Below are 19,566 nucleotides of genomic sequence, written 5' to 3'. Positions count from 1 at the left end.
ATATGCAGAAGACAGCAGATGCAAGTAATGAGGTGCGGTTGACGCGTAAATTATGCGCACAGCACCGCAGCGCGAGCGGGATCCAGTGCGATAAGCCCGGCAAGCAAAGACTCCATCTCTGGCTGCAAGCGAATTTTTTCTGCCTCACTGCGCCCGGCCTTGCCTCTTAGCAGCCGGAGTCGGCGGGCTTTGATCTCAAAGATAAGCTCCGGCGTCCATTGTTCGAGCGTCATCTCCCGGGCACGGCTGTCGAGTTCCGCCAGCAGATGCAGCGCTATTTCATTTTTGCCGTACTGCTCGCTGACCCGCGCCATCAATAAGCGCATCATCCACCGATTGCGGCTGGTGGTATAGCCCGGTTGCGCCTGTAACCAGTTCAGCGCCGACTCAATACCTTCATCGTCCGCGCGGGCGAGCACTTCTGACTCCAGCGACAGCACCTCATCAGTGCTGGTCGCCGCCATCACCGGCTCACCTTGCCATCCGGCCATCTCATCCAGAACATGTTCGTTAAGCCAGTTGAGCGTCACTTCATCGGCGAATGGCGTACCATCGTTAAACGCCAGGGTTTCCAGCCCCGGTAGACGAGCCAGTAGCCCTTTCATATCCCGGCACAGGATATCGGCCCGTACAGTGTCAGCATCCAGTTTCAGCAGCGCCTGCCAGGCGTACCACTGCACGTCCAGCCACAGATGATTGACGCCTTGCGCCAACAGCGTGTCCGTATGCTCCAGCAGTTCTGACCAGCTTTTCTGTAAATACAACCGCTTAAGATGGGCTTTACTCTCCGGCTTTGGAGGCAATAGCCGAGTCCGGCCGGAGGCATCCAGCGGCGGTAATTCCGTTAAAGTATCCCAACGCACACTCTTCATCAGATGATGACCTGCCAGCCATCCGCCGGGACACTCACGCAGATATTTCGCCAGCACTTTAACCTGGTCGAGCAAATCACGTCCTGACGTGACGGTATGCATTACCGGTGCGGTGTCTGCATGTTGGGGCAGCAGATCGTGTTCTTCGCGGCTGGTCTGCGGCACCAGGCTGCGGGCGCCGCCGCTTTGCACCAGTCGGTTCTCCAGGAGCTGATATAGCCCGGAAAGATCGGGGCGAGAGGCCTCAGCCAATACGGCAAAAGAGGTTTCCGTCAGCAATAACGCCCCGATAATGACCTGCATAGTGGTCATGTCGACTTCCGGATAAAGAGACAGACTGTCCGACATCCGGCGACTGCCAAGCCATTCCAGCGCCGATTTGCAGCTACGTTCACGTTGGGGATGGAGCATATCCCCAAACCGCTCAAGCATTGCCGCAAGCAGCGTAACGCCCTCGGCCAGACCGGTTTCGCCATCCTGCTGCAGACGCGCCCACACGTAAAAGGTGATCACGCGCAGATCCTTGCAGGTATGAGTCAGCAGTTTTTCTGCCAGCTGGCAAATCAGTTCGGTATCGACGCCGGAGATCTTATTGACCTCCTCGCGGATACGCTGAAAATCATCGTCATAGCCCGGATCGCTGCCGGTGGGCTGGCTATCACTGATTGGCGCAAGCCATGACTGCCAGTTTTCCTGGCGTGACCGGGCCTGCTGGCGCAGTACGCTTTCATCCAACTGACTGGCGGCAACTAGATTTTGTAAAATACTCATTTTTCCATCTCATCCATGTCACTATTCCCTACCCCCGCCGTCAGGGCCTGTGCGCTCTCAGCCGCATCGACTGTGAAAATCTGATCCGGCAGGGTCAATCCGCGCAGCGCCAGAAGCACCAGCGGGCCGCTCCCAAGCTGGGAGCGCAGTACCCACTGCAGGGTGCGGCCATCCGGAGCGGTGAAGCTCATCATCCACTGGCTGCGTTCGAGCTGCTGGCGTTTACCCTGCTCCAGCCAGCGAATAAAACCCCAGGTTCCGCTGTAGTCACCAAACAGACGCGTGCCCGCATTGACGGTGGTCCAGGTCAGCAGAGCGCCGGGTTTATACGTTTCCCCCGGCCAGCGAAAAGTCTGCCAGTCGGCCATCTGATTGAAATAGCGCAGCTTTTGGCCGTCTATCGTCAGCTGTGTCTCCACGACCTGTGCAACAGGCCTGGCCTGCAATTCGAAGCTGATGCCTTGGCTGCCATCGGTGAAAAGAATGTCGGACAGCTGGCTTAGCTGGTTGATGGCGCGCAGGAAGGCCGGATTAAAGACCAGGCCGTGACTGTTGACCTTATCCGGCACCCACTGACTGCCTTCTTTATGCAGGACACCGTTCAGCTCCGTCGTAAGAAAACGTTCGATTCGCCCGCTGTCTTTGCGCACAAACTCCGCCAGCATCGGCAGAGAGGCGTCGCTTTTGCTGGCGGCAAACGGAAAGCGGCCATCAAAGGCAGTGTGCCAGTTGGCGACTACCGATCGGCGCCATTTATCATTCAGACTGGCCGCCGACGGCAGAAGCACGGTTTCCCAGGCCTGAGTCAGCGGCTGCACAAACAGAGTGTTACCGAAGCCACTCCACTCTTCGCCAAGGCTTGCCGAAATCAGACTGCCATATTGTTGCGTGTCGGTCAGGTCGACGCTTTTCCCCTGGAAGACGGTCTGCGCCAGGGTCTGCATCATCTCCTGCGGATCGGAGGCATTCGCAACCTGCTGCAGACGCAGGCGCACGCGGGTGATGCGGGTCAGATAGGTTTGCAGGCTCAGGGTGCTGTCGGCCGACATGACGTTGTTGCCCGTGTTTTTCCCCATTAACTGGAGCAGTGGGCCGAACGTGTCATCCAGAGGCCCCTGCGGCCCGGCTGCCGACTGGTCGATGACCGGCTTGTCTTTTCCGCCCACCAGATCTTTGGCCGATTTAATAAGGCTGTCCGACAGCCCCTCCCTTTGTTGCCCCGCCTGCCCCTGCCAGGCAAGGGTATTCATCAGGGCAATCAGCGGCGACTGGCGGACATCGCTTATCAGCGTGAGCTGGTCGGTAACATCAGCAATGGTGGTCGCCGGATTAAGTCGCAGACTGTTGAGAAAATTCAGCCAGCTGCCGGCGAAATCGGTGAAGTAGCGTCGGGTCAGACGCGCTTTCAGCGCCTCCGGCGACAGGTCTGTCGACACCGTTTTGCGCGAATCGCTCAGCACCCAGTCGATTTCCTCCCGGCGCGAGCTGGCTGCCTTATCAATGGCCTGCTGAATGCCGCCTTCCCATGCCTGGCGGGTAAACATCCCCGGGACCACTTCATCGGTGGTAAACAGGCGGCGCGCATCGGTGCCACTGGTCATGTCTTCCAGCGATACATCGGCAAAATTACGACGCACGGATTTGAGCATGTTCTCATACAAGGTGCTTTCGGCATTGCGGCGACCTATCTGCTGCAACAGAACCTGACGGCTCTGACTGACTCGTTGCGCATCCGGGATTATCTTCCACTCTGGCCGCTCGGGTAGCAGGGAGAGATAAAAGGCCCACAGATCCGGCGCCAGACTTTGCCACAGTCCGGTCGAGATCCCCTTTCGCGTTGGCTGGACCGTTTTCATGGTCTGCGCGAAAAAGGCGCCATCGGCTTTATCCGGACGAGCCATCATCAGCCAGGCTTTCAGCTGGTCATAGCCCGGTTTCGCCAGCAGGGCTCGCTGGTCGCTATTGGGTGCGGAGTTGACCAGCGCGCTGAGCGCCTGCTGCAGCGCGACATTGGCCGGGTCACGTATCAGGCGGTTGTTTACCACACCGTACCAGGGCAGGACGGCGTCTAATAGTTGCTGATGATGGTCCAGGCCAAAGCGCCGATACCAGGGAGCGCCCTTCTGCCCATCATGCACGAGACGGCCGGCCTCATTGCGCAGGGCATGGAGGGCCGTCAGTTGATAGTCAGAAACAGAGGGGTGGGTCAGCAGGTCACGGGCTTTTCCCGCTACCGAAACAATCTGGCTGTAATTAAGGGTAAAGGAGAGCAGCAGTCCCGCCGCCCACAGGCCGAGGATGGCCATCAGACCGCACGCCAGGCCCCGCTCCCACGCCATTCCCACGTGATGCCCGCGTAAACGGCGGCAGTCATCGACGATTCCCTGCCAGGTGGCGGGCAGCGTCAGGAGATGAGGCTGGCCCGCAGGCGAGGCATCAGCCTCCTGATAAGGATCCTTGGCGCGAGGCGCCGGCAGGCTAAACATCAGGCCTCGCAGCGCAAACCGCTGTCGCGAGGCGGTCAGCCATGGCGCCAGCTGCCAGCGCCATTGCGCGATCCCCCCGTCGAGAAGCTGCTGCCCCAGACGCAGCAGGAAGTCGTGGCGGGTCTCCTCCGCGATCTGGCGCATCCCCTGCTCCCGCAGCATGGGCAGCATTTGCGCAAGCTGACGGGCGACATCGTCCTCGGTAGCGCGTAACGGGAAGCTAACCCCTACCGCCTGCACCGCGCGGTCAGCCTGCGACCACTCACTGCCGCACAGTTTCCACAGCCAAACCGGGGCGGCATAGCCCAGTAGTTCGCTAATTTTTTCCAGCCCGCGCAGGTCGTTTTCGCTTATCTGCGGCGTCAGGGTGAGAGACGATGGCATCACCCGCACAATCCCGTCCAGAGGACGGCCGCGGCGCAGCTTGCGTAGCGCGGCGTATTGCTGACTGTCGGGTTCGGAGAGCAGACTGCCGCCGTAAATCAGAACGGTACGCTGGCCCTCCAGCCAGCGCTGCTGGCGCAGACCAGGCGCCAGTTGTTCGATTGCTGCATCGTCGCCGGTGACTAAAAGCAGGCGGACTTTGCGGTGCCAAAAGAAACTATAGCGGTGCTGAAGATATTTTTTTAATTCATTGTTGTTCTCTGCCGTCACATAATATATCTCGTTGACATAGTTCTCATCATCAGGGGTAAATGGTGTTTCAATATGCCTCTCAGATAAGACGAACTGAGCTGTTATGCAGGAAATGCAAGATATTCCTATAATCGCGACTATCTTTAACCAAGTGGAATATCCCTCAATATCAGCAGGGGTTTTATTTATCTGAGAAATTAATAAAACAATCAGGCGCAAGATAACCAAAATCAGGAGACCGAAACCTACCAATCGTATATTTTTTCTCATTCCAACCTTTCCTTTTTGGGCTGTCTGACAGCCTTAACAAAACGAGGATACAGCAGTTTTGAAATTACATTGCGCGTAAGAATGGCTATAAAAGAAAAAGATACTACAAGAAGAAATGAAAATATCATCATGCCAGACCATGAAAATGCAATCGAGGGTGAGCAATTTGCTATCAAACCGAAAATACTAACGCTAAACAACAACGCCATCATAACTGTTCCAGCAGGAAATGGGGATAAATAAAATTTTCTTAATTGGGGAGAAATCACCGGACAACTCTTTCCTATTGTCACAGCCCAACCCTCATTCTCATTTTCGCACAAAAGTAAATGAGTTGCCGGGCCATAACGTGTCATTTCGCAAGCTGACGCAATCATCAGCCATCCAGCAAGCCTTTTATAAACACCAAATTCCTTGTCAAAATCAATTACCCCCCCAGCTCCGATATTATCAACCAGTGGTAATGGTAGTGTATTTAAAACTCTACCCAATTCTTGTTGGGCCGTAATGTTTAATCCACTATGCCAGACTAAATATCTTTGATCTGATGGTTGTTGCCCCATATCATGCCACTCAATTAATTCATTCTCCATGGCATTACCACGAAGGGGCATTGCATGGAAAATTTTGGGGATAAAATTATATTCACCTTGCTTAACTAAAGATGATGGTTTAAGCAGTAAAATGCTTGCAAACTCTGGTAATGACTCATTAGGCTGCCGATAATGCATCGCCAGCACCAGAATGTTGCCGCATGTAGTAGATACACACTGGTTCCAGTCTTTAAAGGCGAACTCTTTCGGGAGCACCAATGTATAAGGTAAACCAGAGAGTTTTTCGCTATCCCAGAGTCGTCGAAATGCCCGCTGTTCCGCTTCTTTTTCGCTAGAAGAGGTAAGTAATATCACCGTTAAATTACCCGAATGCTTATCAAGAAGCCTCTGTGGGATACTGACAAACAGTAATCGACATAGTTGTTCAAAACGCGAAATACCCGGCGTTAGTGGCTCGTCAGGAAGCAGTGTCAGCGGCGGTTCTTCATCAATGCCTTCCGACGATACACCAGCGATTTTAGGGAGCAATTGAGAGTTGGCTGGTATTATACAATGGAAGCTTACAAAGTGGTGCTTGTGTGCTCTTCTGAACCACAGAAGATTCGTATTATGTCTCCAGGAATTCCAGCGCCATACAGCAAAAGCTTGAACCTCCCACCAGAACGTGTAGAAGGTAACTACAGTAAAACATCCGATAGTAGTTTGTAGTATCATTGGCAGCCAATAACCGCTACTAAAAGAAAGAAATCTGTTTTCCGGAGAGTCCAATACTGCAATAATTAGCGACAGAACAAAACCTAATAAAACAATCAAGAGGCATAACCAAGGCGACCACTGTTGGGCGCTGTTTTTCTTTGGAATAACCGGTAGAGACCATCCCATTATCCGATCTCCATATCCTGTAAACTGGCAATAACCACAGCTCCGCACTGTGTTTTACAATGGTGGATAACAACTCCACGGCCGTTTTCTTCATAGGCAGAAAAATCACACTCAATGATGTTATTTGTACCGTGATACGGGCAGGATACAGTATCGTTCAGGAGGGCAACATTTTTTCCCGATATCTCAAAACTGGACGAGGCTGAAGTTACTATACCACCATGTGAAGTAGCATCCCCTATAACAACGATATATTTACCCACTTGCCATTCCTTTGGTTAAAATTAAGACCTTAAATATTTATTTTGATATTCATCATGTTTATTAAACTGAATGGCTTATTAACACTTGTTTATGCCTTATTGACAGACCTGTACATGGGTAATTTATATTTCTCCTTATTAAATTTATCAGTAATAGTTTCACGACTAATTATATCAGGCTCAGGCACATTGTCAGGTATTCCGCTGAAGAGATAAGGATCCTCACCTTGTGTCCAATCCGCTTTTCGCCGTAAATCAGCCATAAATTCTTTATCCCAGGTTGCATCGCAATATCCTATTGGCAAATCATAGGCCACCACCTGAGACATGAAATCAGCACGCATTGGAAGAGTACTATGATCCGTAGGCTGAGAAACATAAGTTCTTATGCGAAGATCCTTTTCTTCAAATGTCTCCTTACGGTTCACAGGTACCAATCGGGGCTCAGATTCAGTACCCACATTTTTAAATCCAGTCACAATGTCCTGATTAGGATATAGGTTGATATAGTTGTCATAGGTATTGTCGTTTTTTCGTTTTTTATCCAGATTAAATTCCCCCCAACCATCTATCTGTCTGTCATCGTGTTCAGCTCCAACGCGTGATGCATCAAAACCAGCTAATTTTGCAGCATCTATAGGTTCAGGTACCTTTTCGGCATTAATAAAAACCGTTTGCCCTTCTGGAGGATCCGGATAGGTGAAGCTGCTGCTTTGATACTTGTCGCCTTTATCATCCCAGAACGGTTTACCATCCGGCAATTTTGCAAAAGGTGTTGCGGGATTTGGGGCTTCGCCACATGGGGTACTGCGAGCCAGCATTCGCTGAAATAAATGGCCTTGATGCTTTTTCAGCAGAGGATGAGGCTGTCCCTGAGAATTGTTGGGTAATCCCTGCCAGCCAATTGAGCGTAGCGGGCGTGACCCCATAACACGGTCATGAGGACAAAAGTAAATATAGGTGCGGCCGTGGTTATCTCGTTCGGCAAGACTGCTGCCACTTTCACTGGCAAGAGTGACATCAGGTCGCCAATTCTTTTTATCCGCTGTCTGGCCTACGCAAAGTCCTTCATATCCAAGTGATGACAGGTGATTTTTTCTGGAAGCCACCTTGTCAACAATGGCAGATAAGGTGCTTTGTCTCCCTTCAGGAGAGATGCATTCCTCTGCTGGAAGCGAAGCGCCATTAAGATCGTTATGATCCAGTGCATAGGGTGAGTTAAGTACAAATAATGCATCAGGTGCATTCTTCGCTAACGCTACCGCTGCCATTGCAACCATGGTTCCCTGGCTGTGAGAAATAATGGTTACTGTATCTTTGGGATATTTATTACGAATACTGTCAACCAAGTCTGCAAGGCGTTTTGCTGCATGGGCATAGTATTTTCGCGGTGGGGCATTGGTTAACAGGCGATCTTTGTCTTCATTAAACCACTGGACTTTGATACCTGCGACTCTCTCTTTAAACCCTTTTTCACTCCATAAAGAGTGCAGATTATTTGTGCCGTTCTGGAATGGCCCGCCGCCCCAGAAAAATGGGCTCTGCGCCATAATATTTTCCTGAGGTAGGCCTTGTCTTTTTAACTGATGGTAATCAACGCCTTTTCTATTGGCTAGCGGTATAACATATTTATCTTCATTACCTTTAGGTGAAGCATACCCCCAGTAAAAGCGAATGACTGGAGATTTATTTTTATCAACTTCAGGTAAATCTCGGGATACCAGAGGTTCAGAATCTATTTTCTCGTCAGAAAGATATTTATTGGCCACCAATTCATAATCTGTCTCGTTTAATCCAAGCCTCTTATTCAGCCCTTCGCAAAGTTTCTCCTCCGCAATTGAAAACCATTCTCCTGTCGAGTTAACACCATGTACAAGGATAATAATACCAGGCAAATGTGGAGGTAAATCACACCCGCCTCTGATTTGGCAATTTTTATGAGAGGGGAATGAACGCCAGGAAGGATGCCCATTATCATCAAATTTACATTCAAGTTCCCGGACAGGTTCAGGGTTAGTGTTCATTTTTCTCTACCTTCTTTTTTCCACTTGATTCAAGTGTATACGTGATGGTTTTAGCTTCAATACTTTTATCACACAGATATTTAGCATCAATACTTTTCGTGGAAAGTTTCGGGAACTCAACCCTGTGACTATAAACCTCATCCTCAATCCTGATTCGAATATCTGATAATTCATTTGCCATTAAATTACTTTCCTCATGATTTTTCGGAGGTGTTAATGTTCTGATATAGTCGAATATACGAAACTTTGGCCCATACTCGTCTGCATAGGGCATTTTTTTTCTTATCAGTTCTTCTTTTACTAACTCATGAACTTTTTTCTGCCAGTCATCATAAATACTGATTAAATTGCCGTCTGAAAATCTTAATTTATTTACTGATCGAAGATCGCGAAGACCTATAGGGTGAGAATATACATTCTCTATTTGAGACTCATCCCTTAAGTAAACCCCATCATTAGCTACTACTACCTTAAGCTTATTGAAACGCTCAGGGGTGCTGTATTCTTCAGCTACAATTTTATATATAAATGTTTTCCCATAGTCGGCTGAAAAGAAGAAAAATACAGGACAACCTGTTGTGGAATTACCGCCACCACAATATTGTCTGGTAGATGCGCCGGGAAATGCCAGATAACCATTATCCGCCCCATTTATAATAGAGCCTCTATAAGCTGCTAAGTTATTCCCCCGGCGATATGCGAAATCATAAAAATCGTCATCCCATCCCAGCTGGGTTTTTATTCCCCGCAGAGAGTCATTGTAATAAACCTGTCCACCCTCATCACAGGATATATAGTTTTCCAGGGTCAGGTATCGATTTTTATCTATGCGATAAATAATTTGAGCCGGTGCATCTGTTTCAACTTTTCGTGACTCTTCTAGCTTTTGAGAACCGCTCATTCCTCCCAGCCCCACCCCAAAGCTTGCCCCCATACTGGCTCCTGCCAGGAACTGTAACCCTTTATAAATGGCATACAGGAGTACACCAATAATGGCTATAATTGTGAGGACTTTCTTGTCTGACTGATTCCATCTCATCTTAATTCGCCTTAACTAAGCTGATAATCATATTATCGATAACATCAGATGAATTGAGTGATGTTGCGCCAGAAGCATCTGTAACACCGGAAACAACAGAACCATCTGGCATGGTAATTTTGTACGCTCTCCCTGGCAGTGGTTCTTTAGTCAGCGCATTTCTGATTATAAATTTTTCATCAAATGTTGAGGGTTCAAACGACCTTATAACACCCTGCATACTGCCAGCGCCTGCTTTCTTTATCCCCGAATTCTTAATCAGCAGTTTGCCCGATCCGCCAATTTCAACATTCCCACCAGTGATTTTGATATAGCCGCCACCGCATATCAGCGTCAGTTCATCCTGTGCTGTAATGACCATTTTTCTGCCACTTGAAATATGCGTATCCTCCGTCGACCAGGTAGTGATATTCCCTCCCTGAGCCTGAATATCAATATCATTTTGCGAGCTGAATAGTTTGACACCTCCATGACTATACAGACTCAGTTGCTTACCTACCGCCATGGTAAAGTCCTTATGTGCACCAACATCGAGCTGTTTACCTGCAGTAAGAGTCAGGTTATCGCTGGCCGAAAACTGCATATCTTCACCGCTCACAAGGGCAATTCCATTCGGCGCACTGCCAAGGATCACCTCCCCATGCAGTTGTTCAATTTTCTGCTTCAGGAGTTTTTGCTGACGACTGACATCAGCAGCCAGGGCCTGAGCCTGAAGTGCGCTGGCGGCAAGGGATTCCATCTCCAGTAATGCCGCTGAAAGCCGGGCAAGGGCCGGCTCCATATCCAGCGCCTGCCCCTGGGCCTGCGCCTGTCCGTCCGCGCTGATAAAAATACCCTTCTGCGCCCTGATGGCCCCCCAGCTGTCGGTTCTCAGCTCAAAGCCTTCGCCGCGCGGCTGCCTGTCGCTGTTCACCAGGTGCCCCAGATTCAGCTGGCTCTTGCCGCCATACTCCGTCGACACCTTGATATGCTCTTTCCCACGCTCATCGTCGAGGCGGATTTTGTTGTTGGCCGGGGTGCGCAGGACGTTACGTTTGTCATTGCGGATGGTGACGTGATCGCCGTGCGCCGAATCGTGGAGCACGCCCGCGATATACGGCCGGTCCGGGTTACCGTCCTCAAAGCCAATCGCCACCTCCGTCCCCGCCAGCAGCGGCAGGTGCAGGCCGTAAGTGTCTCCGGCATACGGCCGCGACTGGCGGACCCACAGGCTCTCGAACCCGGTTTCCCAGCACGCCCGGTCAAACAGCATATTCACCCGGTAGCGCCCGTGTTTGTCGATATGCCCGTAGGTGTCGTTTTCCCGGGTACTGGTTACGCGGGCCGGCAGCGTCCCGGCCATCACCGGGCGCGCGCCGGGCTCGGGCCGGTAGCCGACGTCCGGGCTGTCCGGTATGCCGGCAAACTCCACCGCAAAGTCGGCATCGCGCCGGGCGTGGCTGTGCATCGCCGTGATAAGCACGCCATCAGCAAACTCTCCAGCCACCTCCTCTCCGCCGGTCACCTTCAGCACCTGACCCGGGCAGAGCGTCGGGCAGCTGGTGGTGCCCTGCATCCGGGTCTGGCCGTTCAGATAACGCTCATGGCGAAGCCGGGCGTAAAACGCCCCGGTCTCCGGCGCCGGATGGCGGTCATGGACATTCCCGGCGGTCAGGTAGTTATCTCCCCAGTGGTAAGCCTCACCAAAGGTAGTGGTCTCCCCGCGGGTGACATCCACCTGCGCGTTCATGTCCGCCGTCGCCTCGCGGTAGTTGTAGTCGCGGGTACTGACCTGCTGCTCCACGACGCGGTGGCGGCATGCCATCTCCCACACCGCGTCCACCCCGGCCGACTGCTGCCCGGACGGCGGGACCGAAGGTAACGTCAGCCCCTTCTCATAGCCCTGCTGACTGTCGCAGAACTCCGCGACGTCGATGTGCAGCCGCGTATCGGCGGTAAAGCGAAACCAGATCCCCACCTCACCCAGCAGCCGGGTGATAAAGCGCAGGTCATCCTCACCGTACTGCATCACCTGCTCGCGGCGCGGATACATTTTTGTCAGCGAGAACAGAAAATCCTGACCGCGCAGGCCGTGGCGCTCGCGGAGGATTTTTTCCACAATCTGCGGAACGGACTGGTCCTGATAAATGGCGTTCTGGTGCGAGCGGTTAAGCAGCGCCAGGCGCGGCTGGAGGGTCAGCGCGTAGTGCGTTTCATCCCTGGAGGTGCCGAGCCGTTCGAACCCCGTCACCACGCCCTGGATCACCCGCACGGGTTGCTGAACATTGATGCCGAAGCCCTGAGCCACCGGCGCCTGCAGCGTCAGGGAGGCTGCCTTCATCAGCATCATCTCTTTGCTGATGGCATGGTCTGCGCTGGTGAATTCGATACGATAGCGGAACGGCTGGCTCAGGGCTTCATCGCCCTCAAACGCCAGCACATCAAGCCCGGCTTCACATCCCTTCACCGAAAGCAGATGGTGGTTGTGGCTGAACAACAACGATTTCACGCTACTCATCGGCGATTGCCCCCACGTCAAACGCCATCACGATGCCTTCTTCTTCGTGATACCCCAGCGTCACATGGTTCGGTTTATGCCCCGCCGCCATATGGCTCAATAGCTGCTGACTCAGCGCCGGCAGGATCTGCTGATTGAGCAGAATGTCGACGTTGCGGGCGCCGGTGTCCGGCAGCAGGCAGGCCTCGGTCAGCGCGTCGAACAGGCTCTCGCTGAGGGTGGCGGTCATCCCGTAATGGCAAGCCAGACGCTGACTCACCTGCCCGAGCTTCATGCCGACAATGGCGCGCAGCGCTGCCGCCGGCAGCGGACGGTAAATCACCGTCTGGAAGCGGGCCAGCAGCGCCGGCTGGAAGTGGCCGCGCAGCACCGGGCGCAGCAGCTCGTGCAGGTCTGATTCGCTGGCCTCAGGCTGTTCATCCAGCAGCTGCATTAGCAGGTCACTGCCAAGGTTGGCGGTCATCAGGATCACGGTGTTGCGGAAGTCGATTTCACGCCCCTCGCCGTCGCGCATTACCCCCCGATCGAAGACCTGGTAGAACAGGTTCATCACATCGCGATGGGCCTTCTCCACCTCATCGAGCAGCACCACGCTGTAGGGGCGTTTGCGCACCGCCTCGGTCAGGATCCCGCCCTGGCCGTAGCCGACGTAGCCCGGCGGAGAACCCTTCAGCTGGCTGACGGTGTGCGGTTCCTGGTACTCGGAGAGATTGATGGTGATCAGCGCTTTCTCGCCGCCGAACAGCGCATCGGCGAGGGCGAGCGCCGTTTCCGTTTTGCCGGTGCCGCTCGGCCCGACCAGCAGGAACACCCCCTGCGGACCGTTCTCCGGCGTCAGGCCGGTTTTCGCGGCGCGCAGGCGCCGGGCAATAGCGCTCAGGGCCGCCTCCTGGCCAACCACCCGTTTGCCGAGGCTCTCTTCCAGGCTCAGCAGCTCCGTCTGCTCATCTTTCATCAGCGAGGAGAGCGGCACGCCGGTCCAGTCGGCAATCACCGTCGCCACGGTGCGGACGTCGACGTCCAGCCCGAGCAGCGGATTGCCGTGCTGGGCGGCAGTAAGCGCGTTTTGCAGGTCGTTGATTTCCCCCTGGCGGGAGATATCGCGACGACAAGCCCGCAGCGCCTCCGTCAGCTGCAGCTCCTGACCATATTGGGTTTCGAGGGTATCCAGCGCCAGGATAAGGCGGTTCTCCTCCTGCTCAATGAACGCCAGCCGTTCGCCGCGGGCGCTGTTGCCCAGCGCGATATCCTCCAGCAGCGCCTGCTTCTCCATCGCCAGCGCGGTGAGCTGCGCCTTCAGGCGGGTCAGCGGCTCTGGCACGGTATCAAGGCTCATGCGCAGGCGGGCGGAGGCGGTGTCGAGTAAATCCACCGCCTTGTCCGGCAGCTGGCGGCCGGTGAGATAGCGTCGTGACAGCGTCACGGCGGCACGCACCGCGTCATCCGTGATATGCACCCCGTGGTGGTGGGCATACCGGGGCTTCAGGCCGCGCAGCATCAGGCAGGCGGTGTCGTCGTCCGGCTCATCCACCTTGACCATCTGAAAACGGCGCTCCAGCGCGGCATCGCGCTCGAAGTACTGCTTGTATTCACGCCAGGTGGTGGCGGCGATGGTCCGTAGTTCCCCCCGGGCCAGCGCCGGCTTCAACAGGTTGGCGGCATCCGCCCCGCCGGCCTGATTGCCCGCGCCGATAATCGTGTGCGCCTCGTCGATAAACAGCAGCACCGGCCCAGGCGACTGCTGCACCGCCTCAATGATATTTTTCAGCCGCTGCTCGAACTCGCCTTTGACCCCGGCGCCGGCCTGCAGCAATCCGAGGTCCAGGGTACGCACCGACACCGGCTTCAGCGCGTCGGGGACGTTGCCTTCAGCAATGCGCAGCGCCAGGCCTTCCACCAGGGCGGTCTTGCCCACGCCCGGCTCACCGACGAGGATCGGGTTGTTTTTACGACGCCGGGAGAGAATATCCACCATCTGGCGGATTTCCGTATCACGTCCGAACACCGGGTCAATCTGCCCGTCTCTGGCTTTGGCAGTGACGTCGAGAGTAAATTTGTCGAGGGCATTCTGCAGCGCCGGGTTGGGCCCATCCGCGTTCGGTACCCCGTCCGCAGGACGCCCCACAAACTCCACGTCCCCGCCATGACGTTGCGCCAGCGCCGCCTCCTGCTGCGCTTGCGGACGTTCGTCGGACTGGGTATCCAGCAGGGGGCGCAGGCGTTCCAGCTGGCTCTGGCCCAGGGTTAACAGCGGCCACAGGCCATCGCACTGGATCAGATTCTGTTTTGCTACCAGCGCCATCAACAGGTGAACACTGCGGATCTGCGCTTCGCCGCTGAGCGAGGCAATCAGCCAGGCCTCCTGCATCAGCTTCAGGATAGCGCCAGATAGCTGAGGACGATGACGTACCGAGCGCGGCTGTTTATCCAGCCAGCTAAGCAGATCCTGCCATAGCGCATTCATATCCCATTCATAGCGCCGCGCCAGCACCGTCAGATCGCCTTCCCCCTGTTCCAGCAGCTTGAGCAGCCAGTGCTCGGGCAGGATCTCAGCGTGCGCCCGGGACTGGCACAGCGAGGCCGCCCCCTCCATCGCGCGGGCACAGCAGGGATTAAGACGGCGTAACAGGCTGGCTGGATTTTCCATGAGATCCTCTCTTTATTGGTTCCGGACACGCTACCGCCCGTCGCTGTTCCCCAACAGGAACCCATAGCGCACAGGGTCAGGCAGGCAGATTGTGTTTTTCTTTGCTGAGTACCCGCATCTCAGGCATTCAGCAAAAAACGGCGGACAGAGAAACGCTGTCCGCATCAGGCGATGCCCCTCCTTACTCCCCGGTCGCATAGATAACGATGCGACCGGGGTGAGCGAACGCCGCCAACGCACCTCCGGCGCGAAGAATGACGGGCAATTACGCGGTAGCGCGTTCGTTCCAGCTATCGGAATGAATGATGTTGCCGTCTTTATAGGTCCAGATGATCTTCTCGTAGCGCAGCTCGATCTGTTCCAGATGGTTGTGCTTCTCGTAGGCAGGGTCTTTGATGTCGTGCATCAGGGGATTCACTTTCACCACCTTGACGTTCTCAAGCGTGGTGTTGAAATACTCCACTTCCTGGCCAGCATCGTTGATCCGATACCACTTGAACTCGGCGGATTTCAGGGTCTGACCGGTGGTCACCGCCTTGTACAGGTAGGGGCTGGAGGAGTCGATCTCCTTGGTGAACAGGAAAGGCGTATGGATCCGCGTGCCGGTCAGTTTGCCGGTGTTGTTATCGGTCGGGATGTACAGGTTATGCTCCTGGGCCACCACTTCGATACTGCCTTCACGATCCTGAACGTCGACAGACCCTTTAATGTCCGCGCCGCCGTCGTCTTTCAGCCAAAGATAAACAGGAATTGCCATGGAATTACTCTCCATTGTGTAGTGAAGCGCCATCATCCTGGGATGACGCAGAGGGTTTGTCCGGTAACCGGCAGGCGTCGACCTGCGGCACCAGACTGATTTCGACACGTCGGTTCAGCGCCCGGCCTTCCGGCGTGTCGTTTGTTGCAATTGGGCGGCTTTCGCCATAGCCCTGAACGGCAAAGCAGCTGTCCGGCACGTCGCCGGTATCGCGCATCCAGTCGCGGACCGATTCCGCGCGTTTCAGCGACAATAACTGGTTGGCTTTTTCCTCACCGACGCTGTCGGTGTGGCCCGCCACCACGATCAGCCACCCGGGCCTGGCCTTAATGTCCACCAGCGAGTGGACAAGCCGCTTTGTCGAACCGGGTTTCAGTACCCATTTCCCGGTATCGAACAGCGACATGCTGTCAAGGCGGATGACGTGCTGCGCGACGCGCTGCACCGGCCTGGGGGGCGGTGGCGGCGGCACGTAGCGGCGAATAGCCTCCAGCAACGGCAGGCGAATCCGCTCCCCGCGATATAAGCCAAGACTCAGGCGCAGCGGGACGCCGTTACGCGCCCAGCTATCCAGCAGCGCGGCATCTTCACGCAGCACCCTAACGGCGCTGGCTTTTGCCCCATAATCATTCATCGCGATCCGCTCATAACGGGCAATATCAACGCCCACGCGCTGCAGCAGTTGTCGATTGTTCCAGCCACTGCTGAGCAGCGCGGCGACAGCCGCAAGAGTGAAAATAGCGAGCGCCGCGCGCCCGGCCCTGCCCCATGGCGTGAGCCCCCGTCCCGCCGGTAACTGCGACAGGATGAAATCCGGCAAGGATGACGCATCCGGGGTGTCGGTCTCGCCTGGCTGCCAGCCAGCTACCCGCGTCAGGCCGGTATGCCGGGATAACCACCTCGTCCATGCCGACGACGCCAGGCTCCCGGCATGGGTGGGTCCGATCCCCCAAAGTACGGCCGCTGGGGTCAGGGGTGGCAGGTCGGCATTCTTCTCCGTTAACACGGCAAGGACGTGCCGTGCGAACCAGCCCATCAGGCTGTTCATATACACCTGCTGCTGCAGCGCCGCCGCGCCGCCGACGCTCAACCAGGTCGACACGGAACAGGGGGCGCAGGAGGGCTGCCAGACTTTCACCGCCTCACCCGGGATCGCCGCCTGCCAGAGCAGACTGGGGCTCATCGCGCTGCCCACCTGCCCCTGCAGCGCCAGCGGTACGGCATACCCCGTCTGCTGACGCAGCTGGCTGATTTGCCAGCGCAGGGCCAGCAGGGCGCTGGTCAGCGCATCGCTTTGCGCGTGCCGCTGCGGGCAGACGCAGAACAGCACCGACAGCTGAGGCCCCCACTCCGGTCGCTGGCTTAATATCTGGCGCGCAACCTGCGGCAGCTCCTCCGTCTTTTCCACCCGGATCCAGCAGCCCTGTTTGACGACCCGCACCGGGGACGGCTGCGGCCAGACACACGGCAGATCGCCGCAAACGAGGACTACCGGCTGGCGATAAGCGATCGCCGGAAGTTCGTGCAGGGTTGACGAGACGTGACGTTCGGCACCACGACGGGCAATACGCCAGATCGCGATAATCAGGGCCAGCGTGACCAGCAGAATGAGCCACGCCCCCCAGCGGGGAACCGGCAAAAATAGCAGGCACACCAGCACGCTCAGCAAGCCTGCCCACAGCGCCAGCCCGCGCTGCTGGGCGGGGCTCATTTCACCTCCCCCGGCAGCAGGGTCAGCAGCAGATGATCGAGCCAGTGGTTCAATCCCCACCACAGGGCCACGACCACCGCCACGCTCAGCCCTGCACGTACCGGCCAGGAGGCCAGCCAGCCGCTTATCCCCAGTCCGGCGCGGCTCTCTATCAGCACCGGAGCGCCCTGCGGACAACGGAAAGGCGGGACATGTTCACTGAGCGCGTTGACCAGCTTCAGGCGCTCCGGGTCGTGGAGGGAGCGAAAGCTGCCAACAAAACCCAGCAGCATCACCCGCTGAAAACAGGTGACCACAGCCAGGTCGGGCGTCGGATCATGCAGAACCTCGCGCATCCGCTCGCACAGGGTGTCGCCGGCGTCCATGGTGCCGAGAAAATGCCCCTGCAACGGAATGTCATACCACTGCAGGCAGGCATCATCCTCCACGCCGCGCCCTTTCACGACTTCATCGAGCAGCGCGCACTGGGCGGTGAGAATATGCTGACAGCTGACGTCATCAAGCCCGCTCGCCTTCAGCTCAGTTTGCACGCGCTCGACATCAGCAATACAGCGCTGCCAAAGCGTGTACCCCTCCTCATCGCGGAACTGCGGGCCATGACGCAGGCTGATAACCTGCAGCCAGGTGTTTTGCAGCAGCGCATCGATATCAATGGACGCGGCGTTGCCGCGTTGACGTTCATTCACGTTCGTAGCACCGCAAAAAGTTCAAGTTCTGGCTCGCCAAGCATCCCCGGGACGTAGAACATACAGGTACCGCTCTGCAGCATTTCCGTCGCCAGAGGATGGGACACATCGAGGCTGAAATACTGGTTTTCCAGACGCAGCGGGATCGCCGCCGGCACATGACGCAATGGCGTCAGGGGCACCCCTGTCCGCGAGGAGTTGACGATGGCTTTGACATGATCCGGACTGCCCACTTTGCACTGCCGCGGAAACTGTTCCTGCAGCTGAGCGACCGGTACCGACGAACGAACCGACAGATAGTAATCCGCCCCTTCCCGCAGCCGGGCATCGTGCAGACGCGCCTGCCAGAAGTGCAGCCGGGCATCATGCTCCAGGGCAATCGCTACCACCCGCGACGGCAGGCTCGCCTCCAGCAGGTCGCTGAGTAAATCAAACAGCGGCGGAAAAACCGCGTTCAGCTGGTCATGTTGATAGATAGGGACGGCATTCGCCTGATGGGTCAGCGAAAAGGTCAGCAGGCTGCCAGCCAGGCGCGCCAGCTCCGGATAGAGGCGTTCCGGCGGGCTTTGCCGGTAACGCAGAAAATAACCCAGCACCGGCTCAGCGCTGTTCAGCGCGTTCAGCAACCAGAACAGAGAGACATCGGCCACGGCAAAATCAGCCATCCGTTCATTGCTCTCGCGACGCATGGCCATCAGGCGCGTCAGACGAGCCCGGAGCTGAGTAAGCAGCAGTTCAAGCTGCGTCGCCAGCCAGCGGCTGCCCTGAATCTGCAGCAGAGGCGGGAGAAACGTCTCGTCGATGAGCCAGGCCCCCTGCGAATCCCGCAGCAGGCGTACCACCGGACAGGTCAGGTAATCGCTGTTATCCTGATGGGCGAAACGGAGGGACAGCTCCGGCTGCATGACGGCAATCTGCCGGGTATCATCCCCGAACTGGTTGCGGACATCGCGCCAGCGCTGCCGGAAGCGCACCGGCCTGTCGGCCACATCGTCAGGCTTCAGGCAGTTGCCGCCATTGGCCTTCATCAGAGGCAGCGCCAGCATCACCACTCCCGTGCGGGATTCGCCCTCCAGCGACAAAGCCGGCGGCAGCGCATCGGCATTGTCCGTATCAATCATCGTGCCATCCTGGAACCGGACCTGCAGCCTGTGAGCCTGCAGGCGGCCCAGTTTGAGCATCTCTGGTTCGAAGGTCGCCTCAACCACTCCCCAGGGGTGGTTGAGGCCCATCCGGGCAATCGCTTCCGCAGCCCAGGCGGCATACGCAGCCTGCTGTTGAAAATGCTGGGGCGACACCATAATGCCCCGGCCCCATAACGGACGTTCGGTTTTCATCATCGTCCGACCCTACGCCTTCGCCTTCGGCATCTGGCTGACCAGCGACAGATTGACGTCCAGCCCCTCGACCTGGAAATGCGGCACGGCGTACAGCTTCACGCGGAAGAAGCCCGGGTTGTCCTCGATATCTT

Annotated in this window: 13 protein-coding genes; all 13 read right to left on the bottom strand. The window is 56.0% G+C overall.

Annotated features, from left to right (window positions below):
* Positions 1 to 50: 50 nt before the first annotated feature.
* Positions 51 to 1,643 carry a type VI secretion system protein TssA gene (gene tssA, locus ABLU95_RS25860; protein WP_348880510.1) on the bottom strand — a complete coding sequence of 531 codons (1,593 nt, stop codon included), beginning with the start codon at positions 1,641 to 1,643 and terminating at the stop codon, positions 51 to 53.
* Positions 1,640 to 5,035: an ImcF-related family protein gene (locus ABLU95_RS25855; RefSeq protein WP_348880509.1), complete on the bottom strand. Its 3,396-nt coding sequence runs from the start codon at positions 5,033 to 5,035 to the stop codon at positions 1,640 to 1,642. Before ABLU95_RS25855 ends, tssA begins: the two co-directional genes overlap by 4 nt.
* Positions 5,032 to 6,471: a hypothetical protein gene (locus ABLU95_RS25850; RefSeq protein ID WP_241515684.1), complete on the bottom strand. Its 1,440-nt coding sequence runs from the start codon at positions 6,469 to 6,471 to the stop codon at positions 5,032 to 5,034. Before ABLU95_RS25850 ends, ABLU95_RS25855 begins: the two co-directional genes overlap by 4 nt.
* A complete protein-coding gene (locus ABLU95_RS25845; RefSeq protein WP_044522532.1) occupies positions 6,471 to 6,734 on the bottom strand; it encodes a PAAR domain-containing protein in 264 nt (87 codons plus the stop codon). The genes ABLU95_RS25850 and ABLU95_RS25845 overlap by 1 nt, the downstream gene beginning before the upstream one ends.
* Positions 6,735 to 6,823: 89 nt before the next feature.
* A complete protein-coding gene (locus ABLU95_RS25840) occupies positions 6,824 to 8,758 on the bottom strand; it encodes a hypothetical protein (protein WP_023289397.1) in 1,935 nt (644 codons plus the stop codon).
* The gene (locus ABLU95_RS25835) at positions 8,748 to 9,797 is read right to left on the bottom strand and encodes a hypothetical protein (RefSeq protein ID WP_064157526.1); all 1,050 of its coding nucleotides are present in this window, start codon (positions 9,795 to 9,797) and stop codon (positions 8,748 to 8,750) included. The genes ABLU95_RS25840 and ABLU95_RS25835 overlap by 11 nt, the downstream gene beginning before the upstream one ends.
* 1 nt (position 9,798) lies before the next feature.
* A complete protein-coding gene (gene vgrG / locus ABLU95_RS25830) occupies positions 9,799 to 12,285 on the bottom strand; it encodes a type VI secretion system tip protein VgrG (RefSeq protein ID WP_348880524.1) in 2,487 nt (828 codons plus the stop codon).
* A gap of 1 nt (position 12,286) precedes the next feature.
* Complete coding sequence (gene tssH, locus ABLU95_RS25825) at positions 12,287 to 14,941, bottom strand: type VI secretion system ATPase TssH (RefSeq protein ID WP_348880508.1); 2,655 nt, start codon at positions 14,939 to 14,941, stop codon at positions 12,287 to 12,289.
* 265 nt (positions 14,942 to 15,206) lie between these two features.
* Positions 15,207 to 15,698 carry a type VI secretion system effector Hcp gene (gene hcp / locus ABLU95_RS25820; protein WP_023289393.1) on the bottom strand — a complete coding sequence of 164 codons (492 nt, stop codon included), beginning with the start codon at positions 15,696 to 15,698 and terminating at the stop codon, positions 15,207 to 15,209.
* A gap of 4 nt (positions 15,699 to 15,702) precedes the next feature.
* Entirely contained in the window at positions 15,703 to 17,409 is a 1,707-nt protein-coding gene (locus ABLU95_RS25815) for an OmpA family protein (protein ID WP_348880507.1), read from the bottom strand.
* Positions 17,406 to 18,095 (bottom strand): type VI secretion system protein TssL, short form, encoded by a 690-nt coding sequence (tssL, locus tag ABLU95_RS25810; protein WP_023289391.1) that lies wholly within the window; start codon positions 18,093 to 18,095, stop codon positions 17,406 to 17,408. Before tssL ends, ABLU95_RS25815 begins: the two co-directional genes overlap by 4 nt.
* The gene (gene tssK, locus ABLU95_RS25805) at positions 18,092 to 19,435 is read right to left on the bottom strand and encodes a type VI secretion system baseplate subunit TssK (RefSeq protein WP_072420330.1); all 1,344 of its coding nucleotides are present in this window, start codon (positions 19,433 to 19,435) and stop codon (positions 18,092 to 18,094) included. Before tssK ends, tssL begins: the two co-directional genes overlap by 4 nt.
* Before the next feature lie 9 nt (positions 19,436 to 19,444).
* Positions 19,445 to 19,566, bottom strand: a 122-nt coding sequence (locus ABLU95_RS25800; RefSeq protein ID WP_348880523.1) for a hypothetical protein, incomplete at its 5' end; no start/stop codon positions are given.

This window comes from Klebsiella sp. GG_Kp146 (genome assembly GCF_040061975.1).
GTDB lineage: Bacteria > Pseudomonadota > Gammaproteobacteria > Enterobacterales > Enterobacteriaceae > Klebsiella > Klebsiella quasipneumoniae.
The sequence above is the reverse complement of the archived record's forward strand: the minus strand, read 5'-3'. Positions and strand labels throughout refer to the sequence as shown.